The sequence below is a fragment of the Polynucleobacter alcilacus genome (genome assembly GCF_018881545.1).
Lineage (GTDB): Bacteria > Pseudomonadota > Gammaproteobacteria > Burkholderiales > Burkholderiaceae > Polynucleobacter > Polynucleobacter alcilacus.
This window is the reverse complement of the sequence record NZ_JACVQD010000001.1, coordinates 295,108-321,334: the sequence shown is the minus strand read 5'-3', so window position 1 is coordinate 321,334 and position 26,227 is coordinate 295,108. Positions and strand designations below refer to the sequence as shown.

General features: G+C 45.6%; 25 protein-coding genes, 2 tRNA genes and 1 riboswitch. Of the genes, 11 read left to right on the top strand and 16 right to left on the bottom strand.

The annotated features are described in order from the left end of the window. The first annotated feature begins 146 nt into the window (after positions 1-146). Positions 147-722, top strand: a complete 576-nt coding sequence (locus ICN45_RS01645) for a phasin family protein (RefSeq protein ID WP_216172352.1) — start codon at positions 147-149, stop codon at positions 720-722. 155 nt (positions 723-877) lie between these two features. Here ICN45_RS01645 and ICN45_RS01640 read toward each other — a convergent pair whose 3' ends face one another. Continuing rightward, a complete protein-coding gene (locus ICN45_RS01640) occupies positions 878-1,417 on the bottom strand; it encodes a hypothetical protein (protein WP_216172350.1) in 540 nt (179 codons plus the stop codon). 373 nt (positions 1,418-1,790) lie between these two features. On the opposite strand from ICN45_RS01640, the gene ICN45_RS01635 reads away from it, so the two are divergent. The 6 genes from ICN45_RS01635 to ICN45_RS01610 all read left to right on the top strand — a co-directional run bounded on the left by ICN45_RS01635 (position 1,791) and on the right by ICN45_RS01610 (position 5,394). Further along, positions 1,791-2,090 carry a hypothetical protein gene (locus ICN45_RS01635; protein WP_216172348.1) on the top strand — a complete coding sequence of 100 codons (300 nt, stop codon included), beginning with the start codon at positions 1,791-1,793 and terminating at the stop codon, positions 2,088-2,090. 20 nt (positions 2,091-2,110) lie between these two features. Next, complete coding sequence (locus ICN45_RS01630; protein ID WP_255531045.1) at positions 2,111-2,578, top strand: Smr/MutS family protein; 468 nt, start codon at positions 2,111-2,113, stop codon at positions 2,576-2,578. 48 nt (positions 2,579-2,626) lie between these two features. Beyond that, complete coding sequence (locus ICN45_RS01625; protein ID WP_216172346.1) at positions 2,627-2,968, top strand: ElaB/YgaM/YqjD family protein; 342 nt, start codon at positions 2,627-2,629, stop codon at positions 2,966-2,968. 6 nt (positions 2,969-2,974) lie between these two features. Next, positions 2,975-3,343, top strand: coding sequence for a phage holin family protein (locus ICN45_RS01620; protein WP_216172344.1), 369 nt, complete (start codon positions 2,975-2,977; stop codon positions 3,341-3,343). Beyond that, positions 3,340-3,618: a YqjK family protein gene (locus ICN45_RS01615; protein WP_216172342.1), complete on the top strand. Its 279-nt coding sequence runs from the start codon at positions 3,340-3,342 to the stop codon at positions 3,616-3,618. Before ICN45_RS01620 ends, ICN45_RS01615 begins: the two co-directional genes overlap by 4 nt. A 99-nt stretch (positions 3,619-3,717) precedes the next feature. Next, on the top strand, positions 3,718-5,394 hold the full coding sequence (locus ICN45_RS01610; protein WP_216172340.1) for an AMP-binding protein: 1,677 nt from the start codon (positions 3,718-3,720) through the stop codon (positions 5,392-5,394). A gap of 37 nt (positions 5,395-5,431) precedes the next feature. Here ICN45_RS01610 and ICN45_RS01605 read toward each other — a convergent pair whose 3' ends face one another. The 4 genes from ICN45_RS01605 to ICN45_RS01590 form a co-directional block, all read right to left on the bottom strand. Further along, complete coding sequence (locus ICN45_RS01605; protein WP_216172338.1) at positions 5,432-7,195, bottom strand: IlvD/Edd family dehydratase; 1,764 nt, start codon at positions 7,193-7,195, stop codon at positions 5,432-5,434. A gap of 69 nt (positions 7,196-7,264) precedes the next feature. After that, positions 7,265-8,158: a transporter gene (locus tag ICN45_RS01600; protein ID WP_216172336.1), complete on the bottom strand. Its 894-nt coding sequence runs from the start codon at positions 8,156-8,158 to the stop codon at positions 7,265-7,267. An 11-nt stretch (positions 8,159-8,169) separates the two neighbouring features. Continuing rightward, positions 8,170-8,697, bottom strand: a complete 528-nt coding sequence (locus tag ICN45_RS01595) for a hypothetical protein (RefSeq protein ID WP_216172334.1) — start codon at positions 8,695-8,697, stop codon at positions 8,170-8,172. A 46-nt stretch (positions 8,698-8,743) separates the two neighbouring features. Beyond that, positions 8,744-10,045, bottom strand: coding sequence for a peptidase U32 family protein (locus ICN45_RS01590; protein ID WP_216172332.1), 1,302 nt, complete (start codon positions 10,043-10,045; stop codon positions 8,744-8,746). Between the two features lie 13 nt (positions 10,046-10,058). Here ICN45_RS01590 and ICN45_RS01585 point away from each other — a divergent pair, with 13 nt between their 5' ends. Beyond that, positions 10,059-10,853 (top strand): hypothetical protein, encoded by a 795-nt coding sequence (locus ICN45_RS01585; RefSeq protein WP_255531044.1) that lies wholly within the window; start codon positions 10,059-10,061, stop codon positions 10,851-10,853. Positions 10,854-10,896: 43 nt separating this feature from the next. On the opposite strand, the gene ICN45_RS01580 is transcribed toward ICN45_RS01585, so the two are convergent. Beyond that, positions 10,897-11,442 (bottom strand): YggT family protein, encoded by a 546-nt coding sequence (locus ICN45_RS01580; protein WP_216172331.1) that lies wholly within the window; start codon positions 11,440-11,442, stop codon positions 10,897-10,899. Positions 11,443-11,591: 149 nt separating this feature from the next. Continuing rightward, positions 11,592-11,667: transfer RNA gene (locus tag ICN45_RS01575), tRNA-Asn, on the bottom strand. A gap of 21 nt (positions 11,668-11,688) precedes the next feature. Between ICN45_RS01575 and thiD the strand changes: the two genes are divergently transcribed. Then, positions 11,689-12,573, top strand: a complete 885-nt coding sequence (gene thiD / locus ICN45_RS01570; protein ID WP_216172329.1) for a bifunctional hydroxymethylpyrimidine kinase/phosphomethylpyrimidine kinase — start codon at positions 11,689-11,691, stop codon at positions 12,571-12,573. Positions 12,574-12,600: 27 nt separating this feature from the next. On the opposite strand, the gene ICN45_RS01565 is transcribed toward thiD, so the two are convergent. The 9 genes from ICN45_RS01565 to ICN45_RS01525 form a co-directional block, all read right to left on the bottom strand. Further along, a complete protein-coding gene (locus ICN45_RS01565; RefSeq protein WP_216172327.1) occupies positions 12,601-13,524 on the bottom strand; it encodes a thiamine phosphate synthase in 924 nt (307 codons plus the stop codon). 12 nt (positions 13,525-13,536) lie between these two features. Then, positions 13,537-14,355, bottom strand: a complete 819-nt coding sequence (locus ICN45_RS01560; protein WP_216172325.1) for a thiazole synthase — start codon at positions 14,353-14,355, stop codon at positions 13,537-13,539. 42 nt (positions 14,356-14,397) lie between these two features. Continuing rightward, a complete protein-coding gene (gene thiS / locus ICN45_RS01555; RefSeq protein ID WP_216172323.1) occupies positions 14,398-14,595 on the bottom strand; it encodes a sulfur carrier protein ThiS in 198 nt (65 codons plus the stop codon). Then, a complete protein-coding gene (locus ICN45_RS01550) occupies positions 14,586-15,737 on the bottom strand; it encodes an FAD-dependent oxidoreductase (RefSeq protein ID WP_216172322.1) in 1,152 nt (383 codons plus the stop codon). The genes thiS and ICN45_RS01550 overlap by 10 nt, the downstream gene beginning before the upstream one ends. Positions 15,738-15,754: 17 nt before the next feature. After that, complete coding sequence (gene thiC, locus ICN45_RS01545) at positions 15,755-17,668, bottom strand: phosphomethylpyrimidine synthase ThiC (protein WP_439650791.1); 1,914 nt, start codon at positions 17,666-17,668, stop codon at positions 15,755-15,757. A gap of 70 nt (positions 17,669-17,738) precedes the next feature. Beyond that, positions 17,739-17,846, bottom strand: a riboswitch (TPP riboswitch). An 84-nt stretch (positions 17,847-17,930) separates the two neighbouring features. Further along, the gene (locus tag ICN45_RS01540; protein ID WP_216172320.1) at positions 17,931-18,764 is read right to left on the bottom strand and encodes an NUDIX hydrolase; all 834 of its coding nucleotides are present in this window, start codon (positions 18,762-18,764) and stop codon (positions 17,931-17,933) included. A 227-nt stretch (positions 18,765-18,991) separates the two neighbouring features. Beyond that, positions 18,992-19,066: transfer RNA gene (locus tag ICN45_RS01535), tRNA-Arg, on the bottom strand. Between the two features lie 181 nt (positions 19,067-19,247). Then, the gene (locus ICN45_RS01530; RefSeq protein WP_216172313.1) at positions 19,248-20,480 is read right to left on the bottom strand and encodes an MFS transporter; all 1,233 of its coding nucleotides are present in this window, start codon (positions 20,478-20,480) and stop codon (positions 19,248-19,250) included. Between the two features lie 3 nt (positions 20,481-20,483). After that, positions 20,484-21,704: a CaiB/BaiF CoA transferase family protein gene (locus tag ICN45_RS01525; RefSeq protein ID WP_216172311.1), complete on the bottom strand. Its 1,221-nt coding sequence runs from the start codon at positions 21,702-21,704 to the stop codon at positions 20,484-20,486. Positions 21,705-21,783: 79 nt separating this feature from the next. Between ICN45_RS01525 and ICN45_RS01520 the strand changes: the two genes are divergently transcribed. Together ICN45_RS01520 and parC are read left to right on the top strand one after the other, a co-directional pair. Further along, positions 21,784-23,772, top strand: a complete 1,989-nt coding sequence (locus ICN45_RS01520; protein ID WP_216172309.1) for a DNA topoisomerase IV subunit B — start codon at positions 21,784-21,786, stop codon at positions 23,770-23,772. Positions 23,773-23,843: 71 nt separating this feature from the next. Next, positions 23,844-26,216, top strand: coding sequence for a DNA topoisomerase IV subunit A (gene parC / locus ICN45_RS01515; protein WP_369411475.1), 2,373 nt, complete (start codon positions 23,844-23,846; stop codon positions 26,214-26,216). Positions 26,217-26,227 lie beyond the last annotated feature (11 nt).

Sequence of the window (26,227 nt, the reverse complement as noted above, 5' to 3'; positions counted from 1 at the left end):
TTTCAATGGGTTATGACTATATTGTTGTTTATTATCCCTATCACCATACTTATTTTTATAAATAATTGTTGCAATGCCGCAAAATACTTCTTAAAATGGTGCATCGCAATAAATTGTTCAACTCACTTAAATAAGGAATAGATATCATGTTTCAAAACCAATTAAACGACCAGTACGCCACAGCACAAGCTAAAGCAATCGAAACAGCTAAACATTTAGCTCAAGTAGCTATTGAAAGCGCACAAGAATTAGCTGAAATCAACCAAGCCGCTGCTAAAGATGCTTTAGTAGTTGCTCAAGATGCAAGCACTCAATTGATGGCTGTTAAAGATCCAAAAGAATTGTCTAAATTAGCTCAGCCTGAAGCTGCTCAAGAAGTTGCTAAGTACGCTGCTGCTTACCAAGCTAAAGTAAATAAAGTACTTCGTAACGGTAACAAAGAAGTTGCTCAAGTAGTTGACGCTTCTATCGATGACGCACGTGCTGATTTGCTGAAATTTGTGAAAGAAGCTACTAAGTCAGCTCCTGCTGGTTCTGAGGCATTTGTTTCTGCCTTCAAAACTGCATTTGAAGCTTCAATTCAACAATTTGACCAAGTTCGCGCTACAGCTACTGATGCTTTTGCAAACTTTGAGAAGAGTGTTGACGCCGCATTGGAAAACATTCAAGGCCAATACGCTGTTACTAAGCCTGCTGCAAAAACAGCACGTAAATCTGTGTAATTTAGTCTTAACTCTAGTTGTCAAAAAAGCCACCTGCGGGTGGCTTTTTTATTGCCTAAGCGCTGATAGGATCCAGGCCTATGAGCTATAGACAAAAATAAAGGGGCAGTGAGAGCCCCTTTATCTATGTGAATCACACGGCATAGGCCTATGTATTAATAGTTAGTACCATCAACCGCTTTTAAATAACCCTTAATGTATTGCGAGGGTACAAAGACATCGGTATTGACACCAGTTTTAGAAGAAATAGTGAGCTGGAAGCCATTTTTTACACGGTCTTTCAAGAAGGCATCGCTTAACTGAATAGATAGCAATTCTTTAAAGATGCACCCTCTATCTTCACATACGCCTGCTTCCCTAGAGATGACCTTAAAGGAGGTAGCAGGGCTGGTCTCCAAAACTGCTGAATCGTAGTAACGCCATTGTGAGTAATAGGTCAGCATGACAACGAGTTCATAAGTTTTAACACCTGACTGAGACTGCGTACTTCTTAAATTAAACATCTCATACGTATTGTTGGCATCCATCGTATTGATTGGAGGGCCAACATAGGTTTTTTGTCCGGCAACTGCACTTGAGCTCACCATGGTTGCTTGATATACGTCATTCACTTCCCAGGCGCTGACTACCCTGTCGTTATTGTTGCAGGCGACGAGCCCAATGCTGGCGAGTAATAAAAAAACAATGCGGTACATTTTTAGCTCCTTTTGACCCTTTGAATCATACCTTGTCTGCCTTAAAACATTCGTTTTGCCTCAAATTTTGACGGTATTGGGCTGACTTTTCCTGAAATTGCCTGAATTCTTCTCGACTAGGTGTTTTTCCTTAGTAATTAAACTTCACAACTTCACAACTTCTGTAGTATAGTTATGTTACTGGGAGGTTAAATGAAGAGACAAATACCGAAAACACATCAAGCTTTGGAATGGGTAGGGAAGGGTATGACGGCAGCTCAAGCTGCGAGAAAGATGGAAATCTCAGAATCCAGCGTGTATGCCGCCCTCAGAAAAACGAAGGCAAAAGATTTGGGATGCTGTCCTACCTGTGGTCACAAAATAAGGAACTAAGATGAAAAAGACATTATTAGCCGCCGTATCAATCTCCGTTGCAGCCTATGCTTATGCCAATACACAATCTTCAGATTCTGCTGCGTTGATTAATCAGCAATGCAAAATTTCTGCTGAGGCAGTAGTAACCTTGAAGGGTCTGCGTTATGGCAATACCTCGATTAGGAAAGATGTTTCTAGTCTCATTAATACGCATCTGAAGACACTTGAAAATCGTGAAGAGGCACAAAAGGCTCTTAATCTCATGGTAGATGACAAATCGATTGATGCTGCTACTTTAGAAAGTAAATACTGTTCATAAAATTAGCCTTTTAAAGCACTATGACCATGTTATCTATTGCTGAGTGTCCCGACTGTGGGAACGCCAGGCCATTATTTGACCAATGCCCGCATTGTGGATCGCAAGAGACACCCATTCTGAGTTCAGATACTGCGGAAATCAATATTAAACAGGGTAGCCCATTGGTAGAGGATGCCCTGGAGCAACTGACGGAGCACTTGCGCAAATCGATAGACTTGGGCATCAAGGCCATTGTGTTAATACATGGATATGGATCTAGCGGGGAGGGTGGCCGCATCAAATGGGCGATTCAGGAGGCGCTTGAGAATAATCGCTATGCAGACCGGGTTGAAGAATACTTCTTTGGAGAACAGGTCGCCTTTGGTAGTGATTCATATCGAGCTCTATTGAAGCGCCGACCGGGTCTCAAAAGTTATTTACAGCGGTTTAAAGAAGGCAATGCAGGGATGACCGTTCTATTGTTGGGTACTTCACATAGAAATGCTTAGAATAGAACTACCTTAGAATAAATCGACCATAACGAAGGAAGCATTCCGATGACCACTAAAAAGTCAGAACATCTCATTTCTACTGAGGCAGTCTCTTCTGGGGCAGATCAGTTGATTGGCGAATTCAAGGCCCTCATGGCTGATGCCGAGGCCTTGATCCATGCGACAGAAGATCATCCTAGCGAAACCATTAGTTCTATTCGTAATAAAGCCTTGGAGACAATTGCTAGCGCAAAAGAAAGCCTCTCTGGTATCGAAGGCAAGTTCAGCGTTAAAGCAAAGGAAGTAGCTGAAGGTGCAGATGATTTTGTACATCGCAATCCATGGGAGGCTGTGGGCGTTGCGGCAGGCTTGGGCTTGTTAATTGGCCTTTTTATTCGCCGTCGCTAGGCTCATATGTCACAAGAAAACTTACTTTCCTCCATAAAAAATCTCTTTGCCTCTGGCGCTTCGATAGCCCAAACGCGTTTGGAGTTGCTTTCGATCGATGTACAAATTGCTAGAAGTAAATTTATTAGTTTGCTCATCATGATTGTTTGTGCTTTATTCTTTTTATTCTTTGGCCTAGTGATGTTGGCTTTATTGATTGTGATCTATAGCTGGGAAGCAGATCGCATGCTGGCCCTAGGCCTCTTAACCGGAGCCTTTTTAAGCATCGGCTTGATATTGATCTTGCTCATTGTCCAATCCCTCCGCACAATGCCTCAATTATTCGAAGCCTCGATCAGTGAGCTTGCTAAGGATCACGAGGCGCTGTCTAAATGAAGGATATTCAAGCGCTTGAACTACGTCGCCACCAATTAATGATTCAGGCGAGCCGCGAACGTAAAGAGTTTGCAGAGCACTTTGAGCCTTGGGAGAAGCCACTTTCTTGGGCTGATAAAGGCGTGGATGCTTTCAACTTCATTAAAGGTAACCCCATTTTATGGACCAGTGCATTTGCAGCATTGGCGCATTACAAGCCCAAATTAGCCAGCAAAGCGCTGGCAGTCGGTTGGGGTGCCATGAAATTATTAAAGGGTACCAAGAAACTAATCTAAGTTTTTTGAGTCATTCAACTCGGTAACAGAGATTGATTGGAGATGCTTTGCTGTTTCAAAATCTGACAACCATTCAAGAAAGTTATTTCTCATAAGGTAATGGCACAGCGTACTTCAAAACCTTGGCTTAAAAATTATCCTATAGGGGTGCCGCAAGAGATTGCACCTCTGGAAAACGCTTCCCTAGCGGATTTCTTTGACAAGTCACTAGCGCGTTTTGAAAATCGCAAAGCATTTGAAGCAATGGGACGTTTTTTCTCTTATAGAGAGATTGATAAGCTCTCTAAAGACTTTGCTGCTTATCTGCAGACCCTCAATTTAGAACCAGGCGCACGTGTAGCACTGATGTATCCCAATGTCCTTGACTATGTCATCGCCATGATTGGTACATTGCGCGCCGGGTATGTGGTGGTGAATATCAATCCACTCTATACCCCTAGAGAGCTAGAAGCCCAATTGCAAGACAGCGGAGCATCCGTCTTTGCCGTGCTAGAAAACTTTGCGCACATCTATCAAAAAATACTGCCCCAATCATCGATTCAGCAAGTGATCGTCAGCAGCCCCGGTGAATTACTGGGATTAAAAGGACATTTAATTAATTGGGTAGCTACACGAATAAAAAAGCTCATACCTGCCTGGGACTTCGCTCATATCCCCTTCAAAGAAGCATTGCGAATTGGTGGGGGGCATCCTTTTCAGAAGCCAGATATTGGTTTAGACGATATTGCCTTCTTGCAATACACCGGTGGCACAACCGGAGTTTCTAAAGGCGCTGTATTGCTGCATCGAAATATTCTCTCTAATGTCAATCAGATTGAAGCTTGGCTAAACCCGGGCCTGAAACAGAAACCTGATCAGCAGTTAGTATTTCTGTGTGCCTTACCTTTGACCCATATTTTTGCCCTGACTGCTTGTGCTTTTCTGGGGATCGCCAAAGGGGGCTTATTAATCTTAGTTCCCAATCCACGGGATATCACTGGCTTTATAAAAATGCTCAGTAAACATCCCAACATCAATATTTTCCCCGGCGTCAATACCTTGTTTCATGCATTGATTCATCGTCCTGAATTTAAAAAGGTGAAACTCCCCAATTTATTGGTCACGATTGGTGGCGGTATGGCGGTACATAAAAAAACTGCCGATCATTGGCAGGCACTGACTGGAGTGCCGATCGCCCAAGGTTATGGTTTATCCGAAACATCGCCAGTAGTGTGTGTAAATACCCCCTTAGAAAAGCATTTCACGGGCCACATCGGCATGCCTATCCCCAGTACAGACGTGGTGATCTTAGATGATGATGAAGTAGAGCTCCCCCATGGAACTGCAGGAGAGATTGCGATTAAAGGCCCACAGGTAATGCAGGGTTACTGGAATAAACCAGAAGAGACTGAGCATTGCATGACGGCAGACGGCTATTTCAAGTCAGGGGATATTGGCCTGATTACTGCTGAAGGCTTTGTGAAAATCGTTGACCGTAAAAAAGACATGATTGTGGTCGCAGGATTTAAAGTATTTCCAAATGAAGTTGAGGATGTTTTAACGCAAATGACGGGTATCAAAGAGTGCGCAGTGATTGGCGTACCGCATCGAAAGTTAGGGGAAATTGTTAAAGCGTATGTCGTCAGAGACAATCACCATTTGACCGAAGCGCAAATCTTGCAATACTGCAAAGAGCACATGACAAGCTATAAGCGCCCCATGAAAATTGTATTCTTAAACGATCTTCCCAAATCCAATGTGGGAAAGATTCTACGACGCGAACTCCGAAATCTTTGAGACCACAAAATCATAGTGGCATAGCAATATTAAGGAATTAGGCTTGAGGTGTTTTCCCTACCATCTTAACTGCCCTCAAGAAATCAAAGTCAACTCCTTGATCTGCTTGTGTCACCGTGTCTAAGAATAATTTTTTATAGCCTCGTTCTGCCGTTGGAGAAGTAATTGGATTCTCTTGAATACGCTTGGCTAATTCAGCATCAGAAATTAATAGGCTAATTTCTCGATTTTTAACACTCAGTCGAATGCGATCGCCATTATGAACATGGGCTAATGGACCGCCGATGGCAGACTCTGGAGTGACATGCAGCACAATTGTGCCAAAGGCAGTACCACTCATGCGCCCATCAGAAATGCGCACGATATCTTTGACACCCGCACGCGCGAGTTTCATCGGAATGGGGATATAGCCAGCTTCAGGCATGCCTGGAGCACCTTTGGGGCCGATATTTTTTAAAACCAAAATATCCTCAGACGTTACATCTAAATCTGGGCTATCAATGCGGTTTGCCAAGTCTGCTGCATTTTCAAAGACAACAGCACGGCCTTCATGTTCCATGAGTTTTTCATCTGCAGCCGATTGTTTGATGATGGCTCCACCTGGCGCTAGATTGCCATGTAATACGGCAATGCTGCCACGCGGGTAGATTGGATTATTGATCTTACGAACCACATCTTGTTTGAAGCTGGGGGGTGCAGCATCAATTTCTTCACCGAGCGTTTTTCCAGTGACTGTGAGGGCATTGAGTTTGAGTAATGGTTTAAGTTCACGAAGTAGGGTGGTCATACCACCTGCATCATGGAAGTTTTCCATGTAATGATCGCCAGATGGTTTTAAATCTACCAGGACAGGAGTTTCATTACCCATTTTGTCTAAAGCTTCTAAATCAATTTCTAAACCCATGCGACCTGCAATTGCAGCCAAGTGAACAAGGCCATTCGTAGAACCGCCGATCGCCAATAGCACCCGAATGGCATTTTCAAACGCATCTGCAGTCAATATCTTGTCGATCGTCAAACCCGTTTTAGCCATTTGCACTGCACAAGTTCCAGTTTCTTCTGCAACTCGGATACGATCTGCGGTAACCGCCGGGGGTGTTGCGCCACCAGGAACCGTCATACCCAAGGCCTCGGAGATACAAGCCATCGTGCTGGCTGTACCCATGACAGAGCAAGTGCCAACGCTGGCTACTAATTGGTCATTGACTTCATCTTTTTCGATTGCATCAATCTCGCCTGCTCTAAATTTGCCCCAGTAGCGACGGCAGTCAGTGCAGGCACCAACACGTTCACTCCGATGCGAGCCAGTTAGCATGGAGCCTGTAATCAGCTGAATGGCAGGTAAGCCTGCAGAAGCCGCGCCCATCATTTGGGCTGGAACCGTTTTATCGCAGCCACCAATCATCACTACAGCATCCATCGGCTGCGCGCGTAACATTTCTTCGGTATCCATCGACATGAGATTTCGCAAGTACATGCTAGTTGGTGCAGCAAAACTTTCATGAATAGAGATGGTAGGAAATTCCATTGGTAAACCACCAGCTAACATCACCCCACGTTTTACCGCCTCCAGTAACTGCGGCATATTTCCATGGCAGGGGTTGTAGGCGCTACCAGTATTAATGATGCCGATCACAGGACGATCTAATGCGCTATTGGTATATCCAGCGCCTTTGATGAAGGCTTTGCGTAAAAATAAAGAGAAGCCTTTATCGCCATAGCTAGTCAGACCTTTTCTTAAGCCGATCTCACTAGGCTTATCCGCATTGTCTTCAGCATTATTCTTAGGCTTTGCACTCATTGTTGTCTCAGTATTGTATTTATATAAATGGCGATGGATTCAATTGTAGCCACTCAGGTAGCAAGCTGGCTATGGATTGCCGCCCCAGCGATATTGCCAAGAAATTCCCAGCATGTCATAGCTATTGTTTGTCCGCGAATAGACGCCAGTGCTGCCTGACAGGCGGATGGAGTTTTGCTTATCGATAGGGTATGAAAAGGTACTACCGAAGCGCCAGTTTTCTTGCGAACCACTGACGGGCATGCCATTGACGTAAGTTTGCCCACCTGTAAAGTAAGTCGCATCTGCAGAGATCCACGCAGTGTTCGGAAAGTAATAGATTCCATGGGCTTCGGTGGAGTAAACCGGATTTTGGGATAGGGTGTTATTTCCCATATAGCTATTGTTGCTTGTATAAATTGTTGCCATACCCGCAAGTTCTAAGCGCCAAGGACCAATTGCTTGCGATAAACCAATGCCTGGCTGAATCAGTGAACGGTTAGCGCCCACATTCAGCATCTGATTGCTGTTGTAATTGCCCCATGGAATCGATGCCGCTAGGCTGGCACCAATAATGAGATCTTGTTGGTAGCTTTGAAACTCACTATTAGACAAAGCAGGAGCACCATAGAGGTTGACGGAAGCTTTGATCAGCGGATCAGATAAACCCTCAGCAGAGGCGTTAAGCCCTTGAGCACCCGCTCTGCCAGAGCCCGATAACTCGGCATAAGGGAGCACAAGAGTAAGTCTGCCTGATTGCCCAAAAACATCTAAGACATGAGTAAGACTCACGGCTTCAGTAGTTAGCTTATAAGAACCACTTTTAGCCTGCGCTATGCCCCCAGTAATGAAGTTCATGCCAACGGGTGCGTTGGAATAAGCCCGCGCTTCTATTTCTTGGGCAATAGAGGATTGAGAAAAAACACCAGCGAGGAAGCAGAATATAACTCCCTTTAAAAGGGCGTGGTGTGAACTGACCCTCAAAGTGACAGTCCCTAACTGGGTTTTTTAGGACCAAATAGAATCAACAGCGTAGCCGAAGAGCCTAAAGATAATTTAAATCCTGTAAAAATTAAGTAAGGCCAAACAATCAGCCAATACACAAGAGCCATAGCAAAAACATGCAAAGGATTTGATTCTCCAAAAGCAGCTAATGATGTAAAAAAGTTCTTTCCATGAATCAGACCATCCACACCTACTTCAAAATAATTCAGAGCAAGCACCACGATCAGATAAAAAATCGATTCGATAAAAAGAGATCTGACGATCCCATGTTGTGGATTGACTTTAATAGGAAAGATCGCCTGTCCAATCAGCATAAATTTTGCACATAAAGCAGCCTTAATCAAGGTAAACCAAAAGATCGTTAGGGGAATGGCTCTGATGTCTAGCGCTGTTTCTCCCAGAAAAGCAAGCGCGCAAAACCAAGTTCCAAAATACAAAAAAAGAACCGAAGCCTTTTTGAGCTCATCAATAATTTTCTCTTTGAGGGTGGGGGTCTTTGGAATGGTTTCTGTATTCATATTCGTTCAAGTTTTCTACGTTATACCCTCTAGTCTAGATGATGAATCAACAATTACTACAGGAGGCTGCTTCTTCGACTGGGGCTGGCTCATGGGTATAGCGCGCAATAAACGCATGTTTCCCTTTAAGTGGTAGCTTGATCCAGACGAAATGACCGGAGCCAGGTGCTACCTCAACCGATTCGCCCTTCATATTCCACATTTCCTCTAACACGATGTCTTGATTACCCTGTGGCTCAATAATCTCGAGCTTATCGCCGACTGAGAAACGATTTTTGACATCGACCTTTACTCGACCAGAAGCATGATCTATTTCTAGAGTTTCACCCACATACAGACTTCTTCCTGAGAGGGAGTATCCACGCATGTAGAGTTGATATTCTTTATCGTGATGGCGTTCGTAGAACCCATCGGTATAACCTCGGTTCGCTAAGCCTTCTAGATTGCCAAGTAAAGTGGTATCAAAAGGTCTGCCTGCAACAGCATCATCAATCGCTGTGCGATAGGATTGGCAAGTACGAGAAACATAGTAGGGCGATTTGGTGCGACCTTCAATTTTGAAGGAGTCCACACCCATCTTCGTTAGTCTTTCAATATGCTCAACAGCACGTAAATCTTTAGAGTTCATGATGTAAGTGCCATGCTCATCTTCTTCCATCGGCATTAAGTCATCGGGTCGTTTAGCTTCTTGGAGAAGAACGACGTCACCACTGGAAGTTTGTTGGCCAGGTTTGACTTTATAGTCCCAGCGGCAAGCATTGGTGCAAGCACCTTGATTAGGGTCGCGGTGGGACATATAGCCTGAAAGTAAACAGCGCCCTGAATAAGCAATGCATAAAGCGCCATGAACAAACACTTCAAGCTCCATCTCGGGACAGTCTTGCCGTACTTCTTCAATTTCATCAAAGGAAAGTTCGCGCGACAAAATGACTCTACTAATACCTACTGAGCGCCAAAATTTTGCAGATGCGCCATTCACTGTGTTAGCCTGCACTGATAAATGAATCGGCATATCTGGCCAAGCTTCTCTAGCCATCATGATGAGACCAGGATCAGACATGATGAGGGCATCTGGTCCAAGGGCAATGACTGGAGACATATCTTTAATATAGGTACGAGTCTTAGCACCGTGGGGAAGTAAATTAGAAACCAAATAAAACTTCTTCCCTAAGTCATGGGCTGTATCAATACCTTGCTGCAGGACTTCAATCTTGCCAAAATCATTGTTGCGCACACGCAAAGAGTAGCGCGGTTGGCCAGCATAAATAGCGTCCGCCCCGAATTCGAAAGCGGTATTAAGCATGGCAAGGCTGCCGGCTGGGGCGAGGAGTTCTGGAATCTTAGTCATAGGCGCTATTTTAGTGAATACGGGCGATCTTGCACGCTTTATGACTTTCTTGCACCCAGAGCCCGCTGCAGCTCAGTTAATTACTGTATTTGCAAATGAAGTGCCCCCAATCAAGAGTATCCTAAGGGGTCTATGGTGGGCATTATCAAGACGAGTAGGAGATTTTGCTATAACTTGCCACACGCAATTGAAGGCACTTACTAAAGAATTCAGAAAGAATGCAATGCCCAAACTCACATCCAAACCCATCCTGAAAAAAGCCAGCTTAATTCTCGCCAGAGAGTATGCATTACCTAAAGATATTGCCTGGGCTTGGGTTACCTTATTGCTTTCACAAGAAGAGCAAAAGCGCGATAGCGAAGATACGCGTTATAGCCGCATTGCAGAATTTGAAGCATGGATTTTAGAATTAAACCTAGCTACCGACCCTAAACAACTGGAAGCCGGAGTAGTGAGTCCTGAGGCTGTAAAAAATGCTGCAAGAAATGTTTATGAATGGCCACACGAATATATTTTTACAGAACCAACTACGCCCAATCATCCTGATGCAAAAATCACCTATAGCGATACGATTACAAAACCAATTTTGGATGCAATTAAAGATGCTGGAGGAGCAGATGATCGTGCTGCATTGATGGCTATCCTCGAAGCTTATGCAAGAAAAGGGAATGAGCCGTTTGCAAATGTCATACCAGAAGGTATTGAATGGAAGGGCAGCAATTGGGTTGAAGGGAATAAATATAATCTTCTCACGCTGAAGACATTAAATAATCGCTTAGCCAACCTGCGTAAAAAAGAATTAATCTAATTCCTTTGGTCCTAGCAAGACTATATTGATATTTTATTTACTACTACTTGAGGTTGTTTAAAACAATCTGAAGTATTTGCAAGCCTAGCAACAAGACCAGAGGCGATAAATCGATCGCGCCTAGATTGGGAAGGACCCGTCGAATAGGCGTAAGCAGAGGTTCTACTAAAAGAGATACTAAATACTGGATTTGAGAACCTGCGCCAACCCACGAGAGAATCACGCTTGCTAAAACTAGCCCAATGAGTCCAGAAAGCGTTAAATCCAGCAGGTCAATCAAAGCAAAAATGAGCCAAGACACTGTGAAGGGAGAAATCCCCACTATCAAAGATAGGACAACAATTTTTGCTAGGACCAAAAGATAGGCGGCAAGAAGACTCGCTACATCAAAGCGACCTATGCTGCGAGTAACTCGACGCAGTGGGAGAACGATCCAGTTCGTGAGTGGCAGCAAGTAAGCCCCAATCGAATTTCCTTGACCAGTCCCAAGATTAAAAGCAAGCCACTGAAAGTAGCAGCGTAGTAGGCAAGCTCCAGCGACGATGCTCACGGTAACTTGCAGAAGAAGATTAGCAATTTGTATCAACATGTCTAGATTGTAGGGGTAATTTGGATCAGAAGATATAAGTGGAGTTAGCTGGTTTAAAAGCCTGTTTACCTTTAACAACTACTGCTCTTAGCAAGCTTAGCGAGCCCTAAAGAAAAAGCCCTTAGATTGCTCTAAGGGCTTAACTTATTTGGCTCCTCGAGCTGGGCTCGAACCAGCGACCTACGGATTAACAGTCCGGCGCTCTACCAACTGAGCTATCGAGGAATAAGCCGATATTATAGCAAGATGAAATCATCTCTTCCTACTTCCGAACAGATAGCCAAAGTACTGACGATCGCTGGATCCGATAGCGGCGGCGGGGCAGGGCTTCAGGCCGATCTCAAGGTAATTAGTGCCCTGGGCGCTTATGGTATGTCTGTGATCACTGCCATTACCGCGCAAAATACCATGGGAGTGATGCGTATTCAGGATGTGGATCTTGAGGTAGTGGAAGCCCAAATGGATGCAGTCTTTTTGGATATCGGCGTTGATGTTGTCAAAATCGGTATGCTGTCCAGCCCAGAAATCGTGCGTGTGGTTGCAAAATCCTTACGTCGCCATGGTGCAAAACGCATTGTTCTAGATCCGGTTTTACGAGCTACATCGGGTGCTAGTTTAGGTGGTGACGATAGCGCGCAAGCCATGATCACGGATTTATTTCCGCTGGCGATATTGATTACCCCCAATTTAGAGGAAGCCTCTTTATTATTGGGTCGTGAAATTTCTACGCCACAAGATTTCAAGCTTGCTGCTGAAGAGTTGTTAGAGATGGGGCCTCAGGCTGTCTTAATTAAAGGCGGTCATTTAGATAGTTCTCATACCCAAATCACAGATTACTTAATGTGGCGCACGCTGGAAGATGGTCTTGAAGTCATCCAAGCGAAAGAGTTCAAGCACTACCGTGTCAGTACTCTCAATACCCACGGCACAGGTTGCTCACTTGCTTCCGCTATCGCTACGTACTTAGCAGATGGTCATGATTTAAGTCATGCAGTAGCAAAAGCAATCGCTTATGTCGAAGCAGGTTTAGAAGCAGGACGTTTCTTAAGCATTGGAGAGGGGCCGGGACCCTTATGGCATATGCACGAATTTTATCCAACGGCATTAGCAAATAAAGACAGTAAGGGCTAAATCGCTTAGGCGTTTATTGCATTAACACTATTGCATTAAACCTTGCAAGTGTTTGACCGCAGCCTTTGGATCTTTGGCTTCTGTAATGGCCCTGACAACCGCAACTGAACCTACGCCACTCTTAGATACTGCGCGAATGCTGTCTTGATCAATACCGCCAATTGCCACGAGTGGATAGTTGTTCATCAATTTTGCATACTGATAAAGACGACCTAGGCCCTGGGGTACAGTCACCATTTTTTTAAGATTGGTCGGGAAGATTGCACCCATAGCGATATAGCTAGGGCAAAAGCGGTCTGCATGCACCATCTCTGCATAGCCATGGGTACTTAGACCTAATCTCAATCCTGCCACCCGAATTTCTTCGAGATTGGCATCCTCTAAATCCTCTTGACCCAGATGAACACCATAGGCGCCAGCATCTATAGCCTCTTCCCAGTAATCATTAATAAAGAGCAGTGTCTTGCTTTCCTTGACTGCCTCAACCGCTGCTCTGACCTGTTTACGAATTTTAAAACGATCTTCAGACTTCAAGCGGAGTTGTACTGTTGGGAGCTCTGCATCAACCATGCGTTTCACCCACTCAGCATCTGGCATGATCCCGTATAAACCTAAATGTTTTGGGCATTCTGCAAAAGCATTGGGGTTCATATTGCGAGTCCAAGGGAGTAGATCGAAATGCTCAGGTCTGTTCGGCCATTTCAAAGCGTTGAAACCACCATCACCTTGGGCCATGCGTGACCACGCCTTGCCTAGAACTCTCGCATCCGCTTCAATAAAACCCATTTCAATCGCCGCCAGTGCACCGGCTAATTCATTGTGATCAACGGCAGCCTCGTTATCAATCATAGGAGGTGGGCAGTGAAGGCTAAATTGCGGAATCGGAATGCAAAGATCATCGTTGCCATGGGCGGCAACAATTTGATTAGCAAGGTCTCGAATCAGGCTCATCTTTTCAGTCTATCAACTTTGATGCCAAAAAGGAGTTCCCACCAATGGAGTGCTCGCTTGGGCAGATGCTTGGGGTTTCATGGCGCCCGATAAGTAGGCAGAACGGCCAGCATCTACAGCCTTTGCAAAGGCGTTGGCCATCACGACAGGGTCATCCGCTAAGGCAACCGCAGTATTTAATAGAACCCCATCAAATCCCCATTCCATCACTGTGCAGGCATGTGAAGGCAGGCCTAAGCCAGCATCTACTAGGAGTGGAACTTGGAGCCGGTCACGCAATAATTGCATGGCATAGGGGTTCAAAGGACCTTGACCAGTGCCAATGGGTGCAGCCCAAGGCATCACTGCTTGGCAGCCAACATCAACTAAGCGTTGGCACAAGATGAGATCCTCAGTGCAATAGGGCAGCACTTTAAAACCATCTTTAATTAATGTTTCTGCGGTCTGCACTAAGCGCAAGGTATCTGGTTGTAGGGTGTAGTCATCACCAATGAGTTCTAGCTTAAGCCAATCGGTTTCAAATACCTCACGGGCCATTTGCGCAGTGGTCATCACTTCCTGAGGGCTATGACAACCAGCAGTATTTGGGAGTACTGGCACTGCCATCTTTTTCAATAGATCCCAGAAGCCACTATGCGCTTCTGCCGTAGCGCTTCCTTGACGACGTAAGCTAACGGTGATCATTGCCGGATTGGAGGCTTGGATAGCATTCTCAAGTACTTGTGGTGATGGGTAACGTGAAGTACCCAGCAATAAGCGACTGGCAAAACTCTCTCCATAGAGAACCAGTGCATCAGCGCTATTGAGATTGTTTGGTAAAGGTGCTGTCATAAAGTGATTAATAGGGTATTTAGATTTGCTTATGTAGGCACATTAGCCACCAGTAACTGGGGCAATGACTTCAAGCTGATCATTCTCATTTAAGAGGTATTCACCATGTTTCGTTTTGGGAACAAAATGTAAATTCACTGCTACTGCATAGGGAGGCTTAGCCTCTATCAAACTCAGCGCATCCGTAATTACGCTTTCTTTCGGCAGTTCATACTCCACTTGATTGACGATTACGCGCATAAGGGAGCCTCTTGCTGATTGACATCTTTTGTCATGCTTAAACCCAATTCCAAAGCTGTATTACTCTCACCCTGTTCTAACAGTTCGAGAGTGCAGTCCAATATCGCTGGCGCAATCATAAAACCATGGCGATATAGGCCATTGATCATGATCAAATCCGTCAGCCCTTTTTCTTTGAGGGTTCTGATTTCAGGTAAGTTGTTCTTCAGGGTAGGGCGGCATTGAGTTGCCATTTCCAAAATGCGGGATTCAGCAAATCCACTATGAACCGTATAGACAGCACTGAGTAATTCCATGGCTGAACGCAAACTCATCTCTGATAAATCATCAGACTCAATCTCGGTAGCACCTACAACATAGATGTCATTCTCTTTTGGGGCGATGTAAATTGGATAGCGCGGGTGGATTAAGCGTGTCGGCCTTCTGAGTTTCACCTCTGGGGCATATAAGCGAACCACTTCACCACGCACACCCCGTAGAGTATTCGCTGAGCTGCTGGTTGCCCAAGACTCGATAGCACCCGTTCCGCGGCAATCAAAAACCAGTTGGTAATGCGACTTTTTACGCAGCTCTAGAGGGGCAACCGGAGTATTCCAATGACAATTTACTTTTAGTTGGTTTAACTCAACTAGCAAGGCATCTAATAATTGCCGATTATCTAATTGACCTTCATTTGGTAAATACAGGCCTTGAGTAAATTGCTCAGCAACACTTGGTTCAAGTTCACGTAGCGCATCAGTATTGAGTTTTTGAGGCAGGGCGAGTTGCGAGTTGTTACGACAATTACGCTCAAGGTGTGCAGTAAAGCGCTCTGCATCGCTAGCATCCTGCCGATGCCACAAAATTAAGGTGCCATCTTGCTGAAAAAATACAGGCGCTGAAAGTTCTGCCAGCATTTGCTTCCAACGCGGTAGACTATGAATGCCCATCCGCACGACAGAATCTTCCGTAATCACCGATTCTGCTAGTGGAGCAAGCATGGATGCGGCAATCCGGGCGGCAGCACCACTCGCAGCAGCATTCCCCTGATCAAATAAATCAACCTGAGCTCCACGCCGGGCAAGCGCAACTGCTAAGAGACGACCCATCAGGCCGCCCCCAACAATGGCATACTTGCTTTGCGAGAAAAAGGCGCTATTCATGATGAGCTTAAATACACTTATTGATAAATCTCGCTACCGCGTTTACGGAACTCTGCTGACATTTCTTCCATGCCTTTGGTTGCGTCAGTGGCTGCCGTCACTTCAGCAATTGGAATTACCTTAGGCGCTATTTTTGGATTGCCATCGGCATCCAAAGTGGCGGCATAATCGCGCACTTCTTGCGTGATCTTCATGGAGCAGAATTTAGGTCCACACATGGAGCAAAAGTGCGCAATCTTGGCACCTTCAGCAGGCAAGGTTGCATCATGGTACTCACGAGCGCGCTCAGGGTCTAAGCCCAAATTAAACTGGTCTTCCCAGCGGAATTCAAAACGGGCTTTAGAGAGGGCGTTGTCTCGAACTTGCGCACCAGGTAGGCCCTTAGCCAGGTCAGCACCATGAGCTGCAATCTTGTAAGTAATGATGCCTACGCGCACATCTTCCTTATCGGGTAGACCTAGATGCTCCTTAGGCGTGACATAGCACAGCATGGCAGTGCCATACCAACCAATTTGCGCTGCACCGATACCACTAGTAATGTGATCATAGCCAGGAGCAATATCGGTAATTAATGGTCCGAGGGTATAGAAAGGCGCCTCTAAGCAATGCTTCAGCTCTTCAGTCATGTTTTCTTCAATGCGTTGCATCGGTACATGACCAGGACCTTCGATCATGACTTGAACATCATGCTTCCACGCTTTAGCAGTGAGTTCACCAAGGGTATGAAGTTCGCCAAACTGCGCAGCATCATTGGAATCTGCAATACATCCAGGACGTAAACCATCACCCAAGCTAAAGGACACGTCATACGCTTTCATGATTTCGCAGATCTCATCAAACCGGGTATAGAGAAAATTCTCCTTGTGGTGAGCTAAGCACCACTTAGCCATGATCGATCCACCACGAGAAACAATGCCAGTAATGCGGTCAGCAGTTAAAGGCACGTAGCGCAGTAGCACGCCTGCATGGATAGTGAAGTAATCAACCCCCTGTTCGGCTTGTTCAACCAAGGTATCGCGGAACATTTCCCAGGTGAGGTCTTCGGCAATACCACCGGTTTTATCCAGCGCCTGATAAATCGGTACAGTACCAATTGGAACAGGTGAGTTACGAATAATCCACTCACGCGTTTCATGAATATGTTTACCAGTGGAAAGATCCATAATGGTGTCAGCACCCCAACGGATCGACCAGACCATCTTCTCAACTTCTTCGTTAATGGAAGAAGTTACAGCAGAGTTACCAAGGTTGCCATTAATCTTTACGCGGAAGTTACGACCAATAATCATCGGCTCTAACTCAGGATGATTAATATTCGCAGGAATAATCGCACGGCCAGCAGCAATCTCAGAGCGCACAAATTCACCCGTAACCAAATCGGGGAGGTTTGCACCATAAGATTTACCAGGGTGCTGCTTCAGTAATTGCTTATAGGCAGGATCTTTGCGTAGCTGCTCTAAGCCCATCGATTCACGCAAAGCAACATATTCCATTTCAGGGGTAACGATGCCTTGGCGGGCGTAATACATCTGGCTAACATTGCTTCCGGCTTTTGCGACGCGCGGTGCACTGATGTGGGCGAATCGTAAATTTTGGGTTGCTTCATCCTGTGAGCGAGCAACGCCATACTCAGAACTTGGACCAGATAGCTGAATGGTATCGTTGCGTTCCTCAATCCAACGATCGCGCAACCTAGGCAAACCATTTTCTAGATGGATCACGATATCGGGATCGCTATAAGGGCCTGAGGTGTCATATACCGGTACAGGTGGATTAGGGATCATTTCTTCGCCAACGCGGGTAGGCAATTGCTCAATCATCCGAATCGGCGCTTTGATATCCGGACGCGAACCTTGTAAATAGGTTTTGCTTGATGCGGGATAGGCAAACTTCTGGCTGAAGTCACGTTCCAAACTTTTTAAGCTTGGAATTTCCTGTTTAGTCTTTTGATTGTCTTTACTCACGTCCATCTCCTAGCTGTTTTAGATGGACGAAACCGGGTGTCGGTCTGATGTAACTTCCCACGCCAGAATTACCTGGATCGGGTTCTAGGGTCTTTCTCAGCGCCTCTAGGCAAAATCTGCCTACAGGGCACCCCTGTTTCATCCTTAATAATATTTAACCACGAATTGAGATCAGAGCCCATGGTCCTAATTCAGAGGGCATTTAGATGGCGTAGAACACCATTTAGAGTTACTTATTGCAGCGCAATATATAGTCAGCCGTCACAAATGCCGCATCGCTGGTGAGCTCATCAGCCAAAATACGTGCCGCTGCCTCTGCAAGGGAAACTTCAATAAAGCCGCTGACTTCACCATCATGATTGGTAGGAATAAAGTTGTCAGGAAGCGCTAAGTCATAAACATAGAGCTGTTCATCATGAAATCCCCGCCCCGCAATAGGTCGTCGCATATGGATTCGTCCCACGGGCTCAATTTGATCGGCAATATGCGCCGGTACGCCAGATTCTTCCCATAATTCTCTGCGAGCACACACCCAAGGTGTTTCATCAGCAGAAATACCTCCAGCAGCAATGTTGTCTAGTTTTCCTGGATCAGTTGATTTCGTTTCACTGCGTCTACTAAGCCAAATAGAACCGGAGTTAGTGTAGCCATTGATATGCGTTGCCATACTCCGAAAACCGAAGGTACGAAAGGCGGCTCGTTCTAAATGAAAGTATTGATGCCCATTCTGATCAACCCAAGCGAAATCTTCATTACGCCACCCAGGAATGTAACCGCCTAAACGCATTAGATCTGCTAGTTGGCTAAGACTCTTGGAGAGCTCTATAGGGCGTCCTGAATGAATTGTGATTCGATCATTACTAACGGAAATCAATGGAATTGAATCTTTGCTAATGGATTCTTGAAAGTAAGGAATGAATTCAGGATTTAAGTGACCAATAATCTCATCGCCCTGAGTGCCGCGTGATAAATAGATTGGCATAAAGTCTGCGGGAGCTGAGCGAGCTGTATTTTGGAGCATCTCCTCAAGGGCTGCTAAGGTGCTGGTTGAAAGATTGGTCATGGGGCTAAGTGTAAGGGAACTCATTGCTGGGTGCAGGGGATACGCATGCTCCGGCTAACATAAAAAGTCTAGAGCAGACAAGAAATATTTATTTGTGTGTGCAGCAATTTTGTAAATCAGCCCTGCTAATTATTTAAGCAACCTAGGTGAGACTATATAAATCTGCTACTTAGGGAAACTTTTATCAATTTATCCACAATGCCTGTGGATAAGTAAGCAGTAATTCTTGGTCCCGCCGACAGGAATCGAACCTGTATCCCACGCTTAGGAGGCATGTGCACTATCCATTGTGCTACGGCGAGAGTGAAACAAAATTAAACATGTGCTACCAGCCGCATAATGCCCAAACTTGATTGGTCATCGCCACCATCATATCCGGAGCATAGTAGGCAGAAAAAATCAGCAACAATACAAAAAAGGCGAAAATATAAAACATTCTTTGCAAGAGCCGTTTTCTCTTTAGAGATCCTGATAAGTTTTTGCTCACGCGCTTACCGTTCTTGAAATAGCCCGTTCTTTCACGGGTAGATTTACTAGAAAAGCAAAGACACCAAGAACAATGGCGATCTCCCATACAACTAAATAGGAGCCTGTGCGATCAAATAAATAGCCACCAAAAAAGGCACCACAAAAACTACCCAACTGATGCGAGAAGAATATTAATCCAGAAAGCATGGAGAGATATTTAACGCCAAAGATCTGCGCCACGATGCCATTGGTTAAGGGAATGGTGGAGAGCCATAAAAATCCCATGATGGCGGCAAAGATGTAGGTATTCATTGGGCTTAACGGTAGGAGTAAAAACCCAATAATGGCAATGGATCTGCCCAAATAAATGCCAGAGAGTAAGTAGCGTTTCGGAAAGCGTTGACCCAGCATACCTGCGCTATAGGTGCCAAATATATTGAACAAACCAATCAATGCAAGCGCAGTAGTGGCAACCATTGGTGCACCTACCTCAGGATAGGATGCAGAAAGATCTTTAAGATAGGGTGCTAGGTGAACCGCAATAAACACCACCTGAAATCCACAAACAAAATAGCCTAAGGTAAGCAATCGAAAGCTGCGATTTTTCATTGCTTCTTTTAGGGCTTGCTTGATCGTTTGATCACCTAAATTGTGCGTATGAACAAAATTTTTCTCACGCAACATAAATGCCGTGGGAATCATGAGGCTTGCCATGAGCGCTAACAGCAAAAGTGCATCTTCTGAACCAAAGGCACTGAGCAATCCCTGTTCAGCTGGAATCATTAAGAACTGACCGAAAGATCCAGCGGCTGCTGTAATGCCCATTGCCCAAACGCGTTTGTCTGCAGCAACGTTACGCCCTAAGATTCCGTAGACCACGCTATACGTAGTGGCAGTTTGGGCCAAACCAATCAGTAAGCCACCTGCCAAAGTGAAGTTCAACACATCGCTTGAAACAGCCATACCAGCCAAACCCAGTGCATACAAGACACCACCAGCAACCATGATCTTGAGAGCACCATAGCGATCAGCTAAAGCACCAGTAATGGGTTGGACTGCGCCCCAAATCAGATTCTGTAATGCAATGGTGAGGGCAAAAGTTTCTCGACCCCAACCATTGGCTGAGGTGATGGGTAGATTAAATAAGCCAAAACCATGTCGTATGCCCATGGAAAGTGTCACCATCAGGCCTCCAAAAATGAGAACCTGTTTTATGGATAAGCCAGTCTTGATAGCGGTCTTATGCATACTTTAGATAATCCCCTTACGACGGAGTTCTTCGATCATTTCAGAATTGAAGTGCAGTCGTTCGTGTAGGACCTCATTGGTATGTTGACCAAGAGTGGGTGGGGCCATGCGCACTTCTGTAGGTGTCTTCGACAGTTTCATGGGACTGGCTACCAATTTCATCGTTCCTGCAGTAGGGTGCGGTACATCAATCTGCACCTTTCTGGCAATTACCTGCTCATTTTCAAAAACTTCCTTAATATTATTAATAGGGCCACAAGGAACATTGGCTTTTTCTAATAAGGCAATCCACTCCCCCTTAGTTTTCTGACGCGTCATCACCTCTAACAATGGAATGAGTTGTTTGCGATGTTGAACGCGCAGGGGGTTCGTCACATAAAGTGGGTTATCCGCTAAGTGCGCTTCACCACCCACAGTAACAAAATGACGATACTGACCGTCATTACCAGCCCCCACAATCATCCAGCCATCAGATGTCGGAAAGGTTTGGTAGGGAACAATAATCGCTGAGGCATTACCCCAGCGTTTCGGAACTTCGCCTGAAGTGAGATAGGCGCTAGACACATTAGCCATCACGGCAATCTGGGTATCTAGAAGTGACATATCAATATATTGACCTTCACCAGTGTGATTGCGATGGACAATCGCAGCCAGAATCGCAGTGCTGGCATACATCCCTGTAAAAATGTCAGCAATGGCAACCCCTGATTTTTGAGGGCTAGCCCCTTCAAAATCTTCGGCTTCACCAGTAACACTCATAAAGCCACCCATGCCTTGAATAATGAAATCATAGCCAGGACGATTCGCATAAGGACCGGTTTGACCAAATCCAGTGATGGAGCAATAGATCAAGTCTGACTTTATCTTTTTCAGACTTTCATAATCAAGCCCGTATTTAAGAAGGGCGCTGACTTTGTAATTTTCAATAATGACATCTGATTCAGCAGCCAATTGGCGAATGATGTCTTGGCCTTCTGGCTTAGTGATATCGACCGTAATAGAGCGTTTATTTCGGTTAATGCAAATAAAGTAGGCAGACTCTTCGGTTTCCTTGCCCTGGGCATCTTTGACAAAAGGGGGAGCCCAATGGCGGGTATCGTCCCCGGAGCCTGGACGCTCGACTTTAAGGACATCGGCACCCAAATCCGCTAAATTCTGGGCGCACCAAGGGCCGGCCAGAACGCGGCTGAGGTCTAAAACACGGATATGACTTAAGGCTCCCATGCCTCAATTTTGGCATGGATGACAGGGGAATACCTGAAAATTTGAGCTTAGACTCCAGACATGACTACAATTTGCGCGCATGGCTACCCGTAAAACTTCCGAATACAGCGAATCCTCGATTCAGGTCTTAAAAGGCCTGGAACCAGTCCGTCAACGGCCGGGCATGTACACCCGCACCGATAACCCTTTACACGTCATCCAGGAGGTATTGGATAACGCATCAGATGAAGCCTTAGGTGGTTTTGGTAAGCAAATTATTGTCACTATGCATACTGATGGCAGTGTGAGCGTTGAAGATGATGGTCGAGGTATTCCAGTAGGAATGCATCCCACAGAAAAACTACCCGTTGTTGAGATTGTCTTTACCCAATTGCATGCTGGCGGTAAATTCGAAAAAGGTTCTGGTGGAGCCTATGCATTCTCAGGGGGTTTGCATGGTGTGGGTGTCTCAGTAACCAATGCTCTGTCTAAGCGATTAGAAGTCACTGTTTGGCGTGATGGGCAAGTCTCTACTTTGACCTTTGCTGATGGCAGAGTGATTGAAAAGCTTAAGACCAGACCCTCATCTAAAGAAGATAAATCGCACGGCACAAGAGTGCGTGCATGGCCAGATGGCAAGTATTTCGACAGCTCGACTATTCCAATGGCTGACCTGATTCGTCTCTTGCGTTCCAAGGCAGTGTTATTGCCTGGCGTGAAAGTGACCCTCATTCAGGAAAAGTCTGGCGAGAGCCAAACTTGGCAATACGCCCAAGGCTTACGCGGCTATTTAAATGAAGCGATTGCTCAAGCAGGACATGGTCCGGAAGTCATCCCCCCATTTGAAGGCGAGCAATACGCTACTGGCAATGGGGAAGATGATTCATTTGCGGAAGGTGAGGGCGCAGCCTGGGTAGTGAGTTGGACTGAAGATGGCGCACCCGTTCGTGAAAGCTATGTCAATCTGATTCCAACACCTGCAGGTGGTACGCATGAAAGCGGTTTACGCGAAGGCCTCTTTAATGCGGTAAAAGGTTTTATTGAGATGCATGCTTTGCAACCCAAGGGCGTGAAGTTAATGCCTGAAGACGTATTTGCAAGAGCCTCTTTTATCTTGTCTGCAAAAGTGTTAGATCCACAATTTCAGGGGCAAATCAAAGAGCGCCTGAATTCACGTGATGCTGTCCGTTTAGTTTCTGGCTATGCCAAATCGGCATTAGAGCTCTGGCTCAATCAACACGTGGATTACGGTCGCAAGCTAGCTGATTTAGTCATTAAACAGGCACAAGCAAGAACCAGAGCTGGCCAAAAGGTTGAGAAAAGAAAATCGTCTGGTGTTGCGGTATTGCCTGGTAAGTTGACTGATTGCGAAAGCCAAGATATCGCCATGAATGAAATCTTCTTAGTCGAGGGTGATTCAGCGGGTGGTTCAGCCAAGATGGGCCGCAATAAGGAATATCAAGCCATTCTGCCACTGCGCGGAAAGGTATTGAATACCTGGGAGGCAGAGCGCGATCGCTTATTTGCTAACAATGAAGTTCACGATATTGCGGTGGCGATTGGTGTAGATCCCCATGGGATCAATGACAACCCAGATTTATCAAACTTGCGTTACGGCAAGGTTTGTATTTTGTCGGATGCGGACGTGGATGGTGCGCATATACAAGTCCTTTTACTCACTTTGTTTTACAAGCACTTCCCCAAACTGATTGATTTAGGACATATCCATATTTCTCGTCCACCCCTTTTTAGGGTGGATGCACCAGCGCGTGGTAAAAAGCCAGCGCAAAAGATTTACGCCCTCGATGCCAATGAATTGCAAGCGATTGAAGATAAGTTACGTAAAGATGGTGTGAAAGAATCCGCATGGCAAATCTCCCGCTTTAAAGGTTTAGGTGAGATGAGTGCCGAGCAATTATGGGATACGACTTTAAATCCAGATACACGCCGTCTTTTACCGGTAACCTTGGGTTCATGGACGGAAGATGAAACTTTTAAAACCATGGATATGTTGATGGGTAAGTCTGAATCGGGCGCGCGACGCGATTGGCTTGAAGAGCGCGGTAATGAAGTTGAGGCAGATATTTAATGGCTATAAAGAAAACTCCAGGCAAGAATGAAGCTGCAGAGCAAGCAGATTTGTTTGCCAATCCAAGTGAGATAGATATTGTTGAGATTGATGAAACAGCTGTTGCAGCCGCACCTAAAGGCCCAAAAGACCCGCACGATCCCAAAACAATTGATTTAGATGAAGATGGTAAAGATAGTCTGACGCTGGCTGTCTATGCTGAACGCGCCTATCTGGATTACGCTATTAGCGTTGTCAAAGGGCGGGCGCTACCAGATGTAGCTGATGGACAAAAACCAGTGCAGCGCCGTATTTTATTCTCCATGAGCGAAATGGGATTGCGCGCTGATGCAAAACCAGTCAAGAGTGCGCGCGTGGTTGGCGACGTTCTTGGTAAGTTTCATCCCCATGGTGATCAATCTGCTTATGACGCTTTGGTGCGTTTGGCACAAAGCTTTTCATTGCGCTACCCATTGATTGATGGTCAGGGTAACTTTGGATCCAGAGACGGTGATGGGGCTGCCGCAATGCGTTATACCGAAGCCCGATTAACAAAGATTGCTGGACTCTTGCTGAGTGAAATCGATGAAGGCACAGTTGATTTCGCACCAAATTATGATGGTTCATTTCAGGAGCCGAAGCTACTCCCAGCACGTTTACCTTTTGTACTCCTCAATGGCGCCTCTGGCATTGCAGTGGGTATGGCTACTGAAATCCCATCACATAACTTGCGCGAAGTGGCTGCAGCAGCGATTGCCTTAATGAAGTCCCCTAAGATGTCGACGTCTGACTTGCTTGGAATCATGCCAGGCCCAGACTATCCAGGTGGTGGACAAATTATTTCATCAGCAACAGAAATTGCCCAGATTTATGAGGCAGGGCGTGGCAGTATCAAAGTACGTGCGCGTTGGTCAGTAGAAGAATTGGCGCGAGGCCAATGGCAGATTGTTGTTAATGAATTACCACCGGCAACCTCCTCACAGCGTGTACTCCAAGAGATTGAGGAAATTACCAATCCTAAAGTGAAGGTTGGCAAGAAAACCTTGACCCCTGATCAAAATAACCTCAAGTCCACCATCTTAAATGTCTTAGATGGAGTGCGTGATGAGTCTAGTAAGGATGCTGCTGTACGTTTGGTATTTGAGCCCAAGAGCAAAAACATTGATGTAAATGAATTCGTGAACCTTTTATTGGCCCACACCTCTCTCGAATGTAATGCGCCAATGAATTTGGTGATGATTGGGAATGATGGACGTCCACGTCAGAAGGGTCTCAAAGAGATTCTGATGGAGTGGGTCGAGTTCAGGGTGGCTACGGTTACTCGCCGTACTCAATATCGTTTAGGCAAAGTCAAAGACCGGATGCATATCTTGGAAGGGCGTTTAATCGTTCTTCTGAACATTGATAAGGTAATTAAGATCATTCGTAATAGCGATGAACCTAAAGCGGATTTGATTAAAGAATTTAAGCTGAGCGATCGACAGGCTGAAGATATTCTTGATATTCGTTTGCGCCAATTAGCGCGTCTTGAGGGTATCAAAATTGAGCAAGAGCTCAAAGATTTGAAGGCTGAGCGCGATGAATTAGAGGGGCTGCTACAAAGTGATACTGTATTACGTAAGCGCATCATTAAGGAAATTGAATCTGATATGAAGGACTTCGGTGATGAGCGTCGCACCCTCATTCAGGAAGATAAACGTGCAATTGCAGAAACGAAAGTCATTGATGAACCGGTGACGGTCATCGTTTCTCAAAAAGGCTGGGTACGCGTGCGTCAAGGGCATGAGCATGATGCCACTCAATTTAGCTTTAAAGCGGGTGATGCCATGTATACAACCTTTGAGGTTCGAACCATTGATGTCATACAAGGTTTTGGTAGTGATGGTCGGGTCTACACTGTTCCGGTAAGTGAATTGCCCGGTGCCCGAGGCGACGGTTCCCCTTTAACCAGTTTTGTGAACTTGGCTGCCGGCTCGCAAATGGTTGCTTACTATGCTGGTCAAGCCGATGATTTGGTCTTGCTTTCTACTAAAGCGGGTTATGGCTTCTTAGCCAATGTTGCCGATATGAGTACGCGTAATAAAGCGGGTAAATCGTTTGTTAGCATAGACGCCAAAGTTCCTGGAGATGCCCCTTTAGGTGCCGTTAAGGTTAAAGTAGGCATGAAGCAGGTTGCGTGTTTATCTGAGGTATCTAAGTTGTTGGTATTCCCATTGGAGGAGTTAAAGCGCCTACCAACTGGTGGTAAAGGTGTGATCTTAATGGGCTTGGACGATAAAGAATTTTTAGCTTCCGCAATTGCTGTAGGTCCAGATGGTGCTACTTATGCTGGCGCTGGACGTGCAGGTAAGCCAACAGAACTGAACTTGGATGCAAAGACTCTCAAATCATTTGCGGGCAATCGTGCGCGCAAGGGGCATTTTGTAGAGCCACGTCTAAAAGACGGCAAGCTCATAGCCAATTAAAGACACCCGGC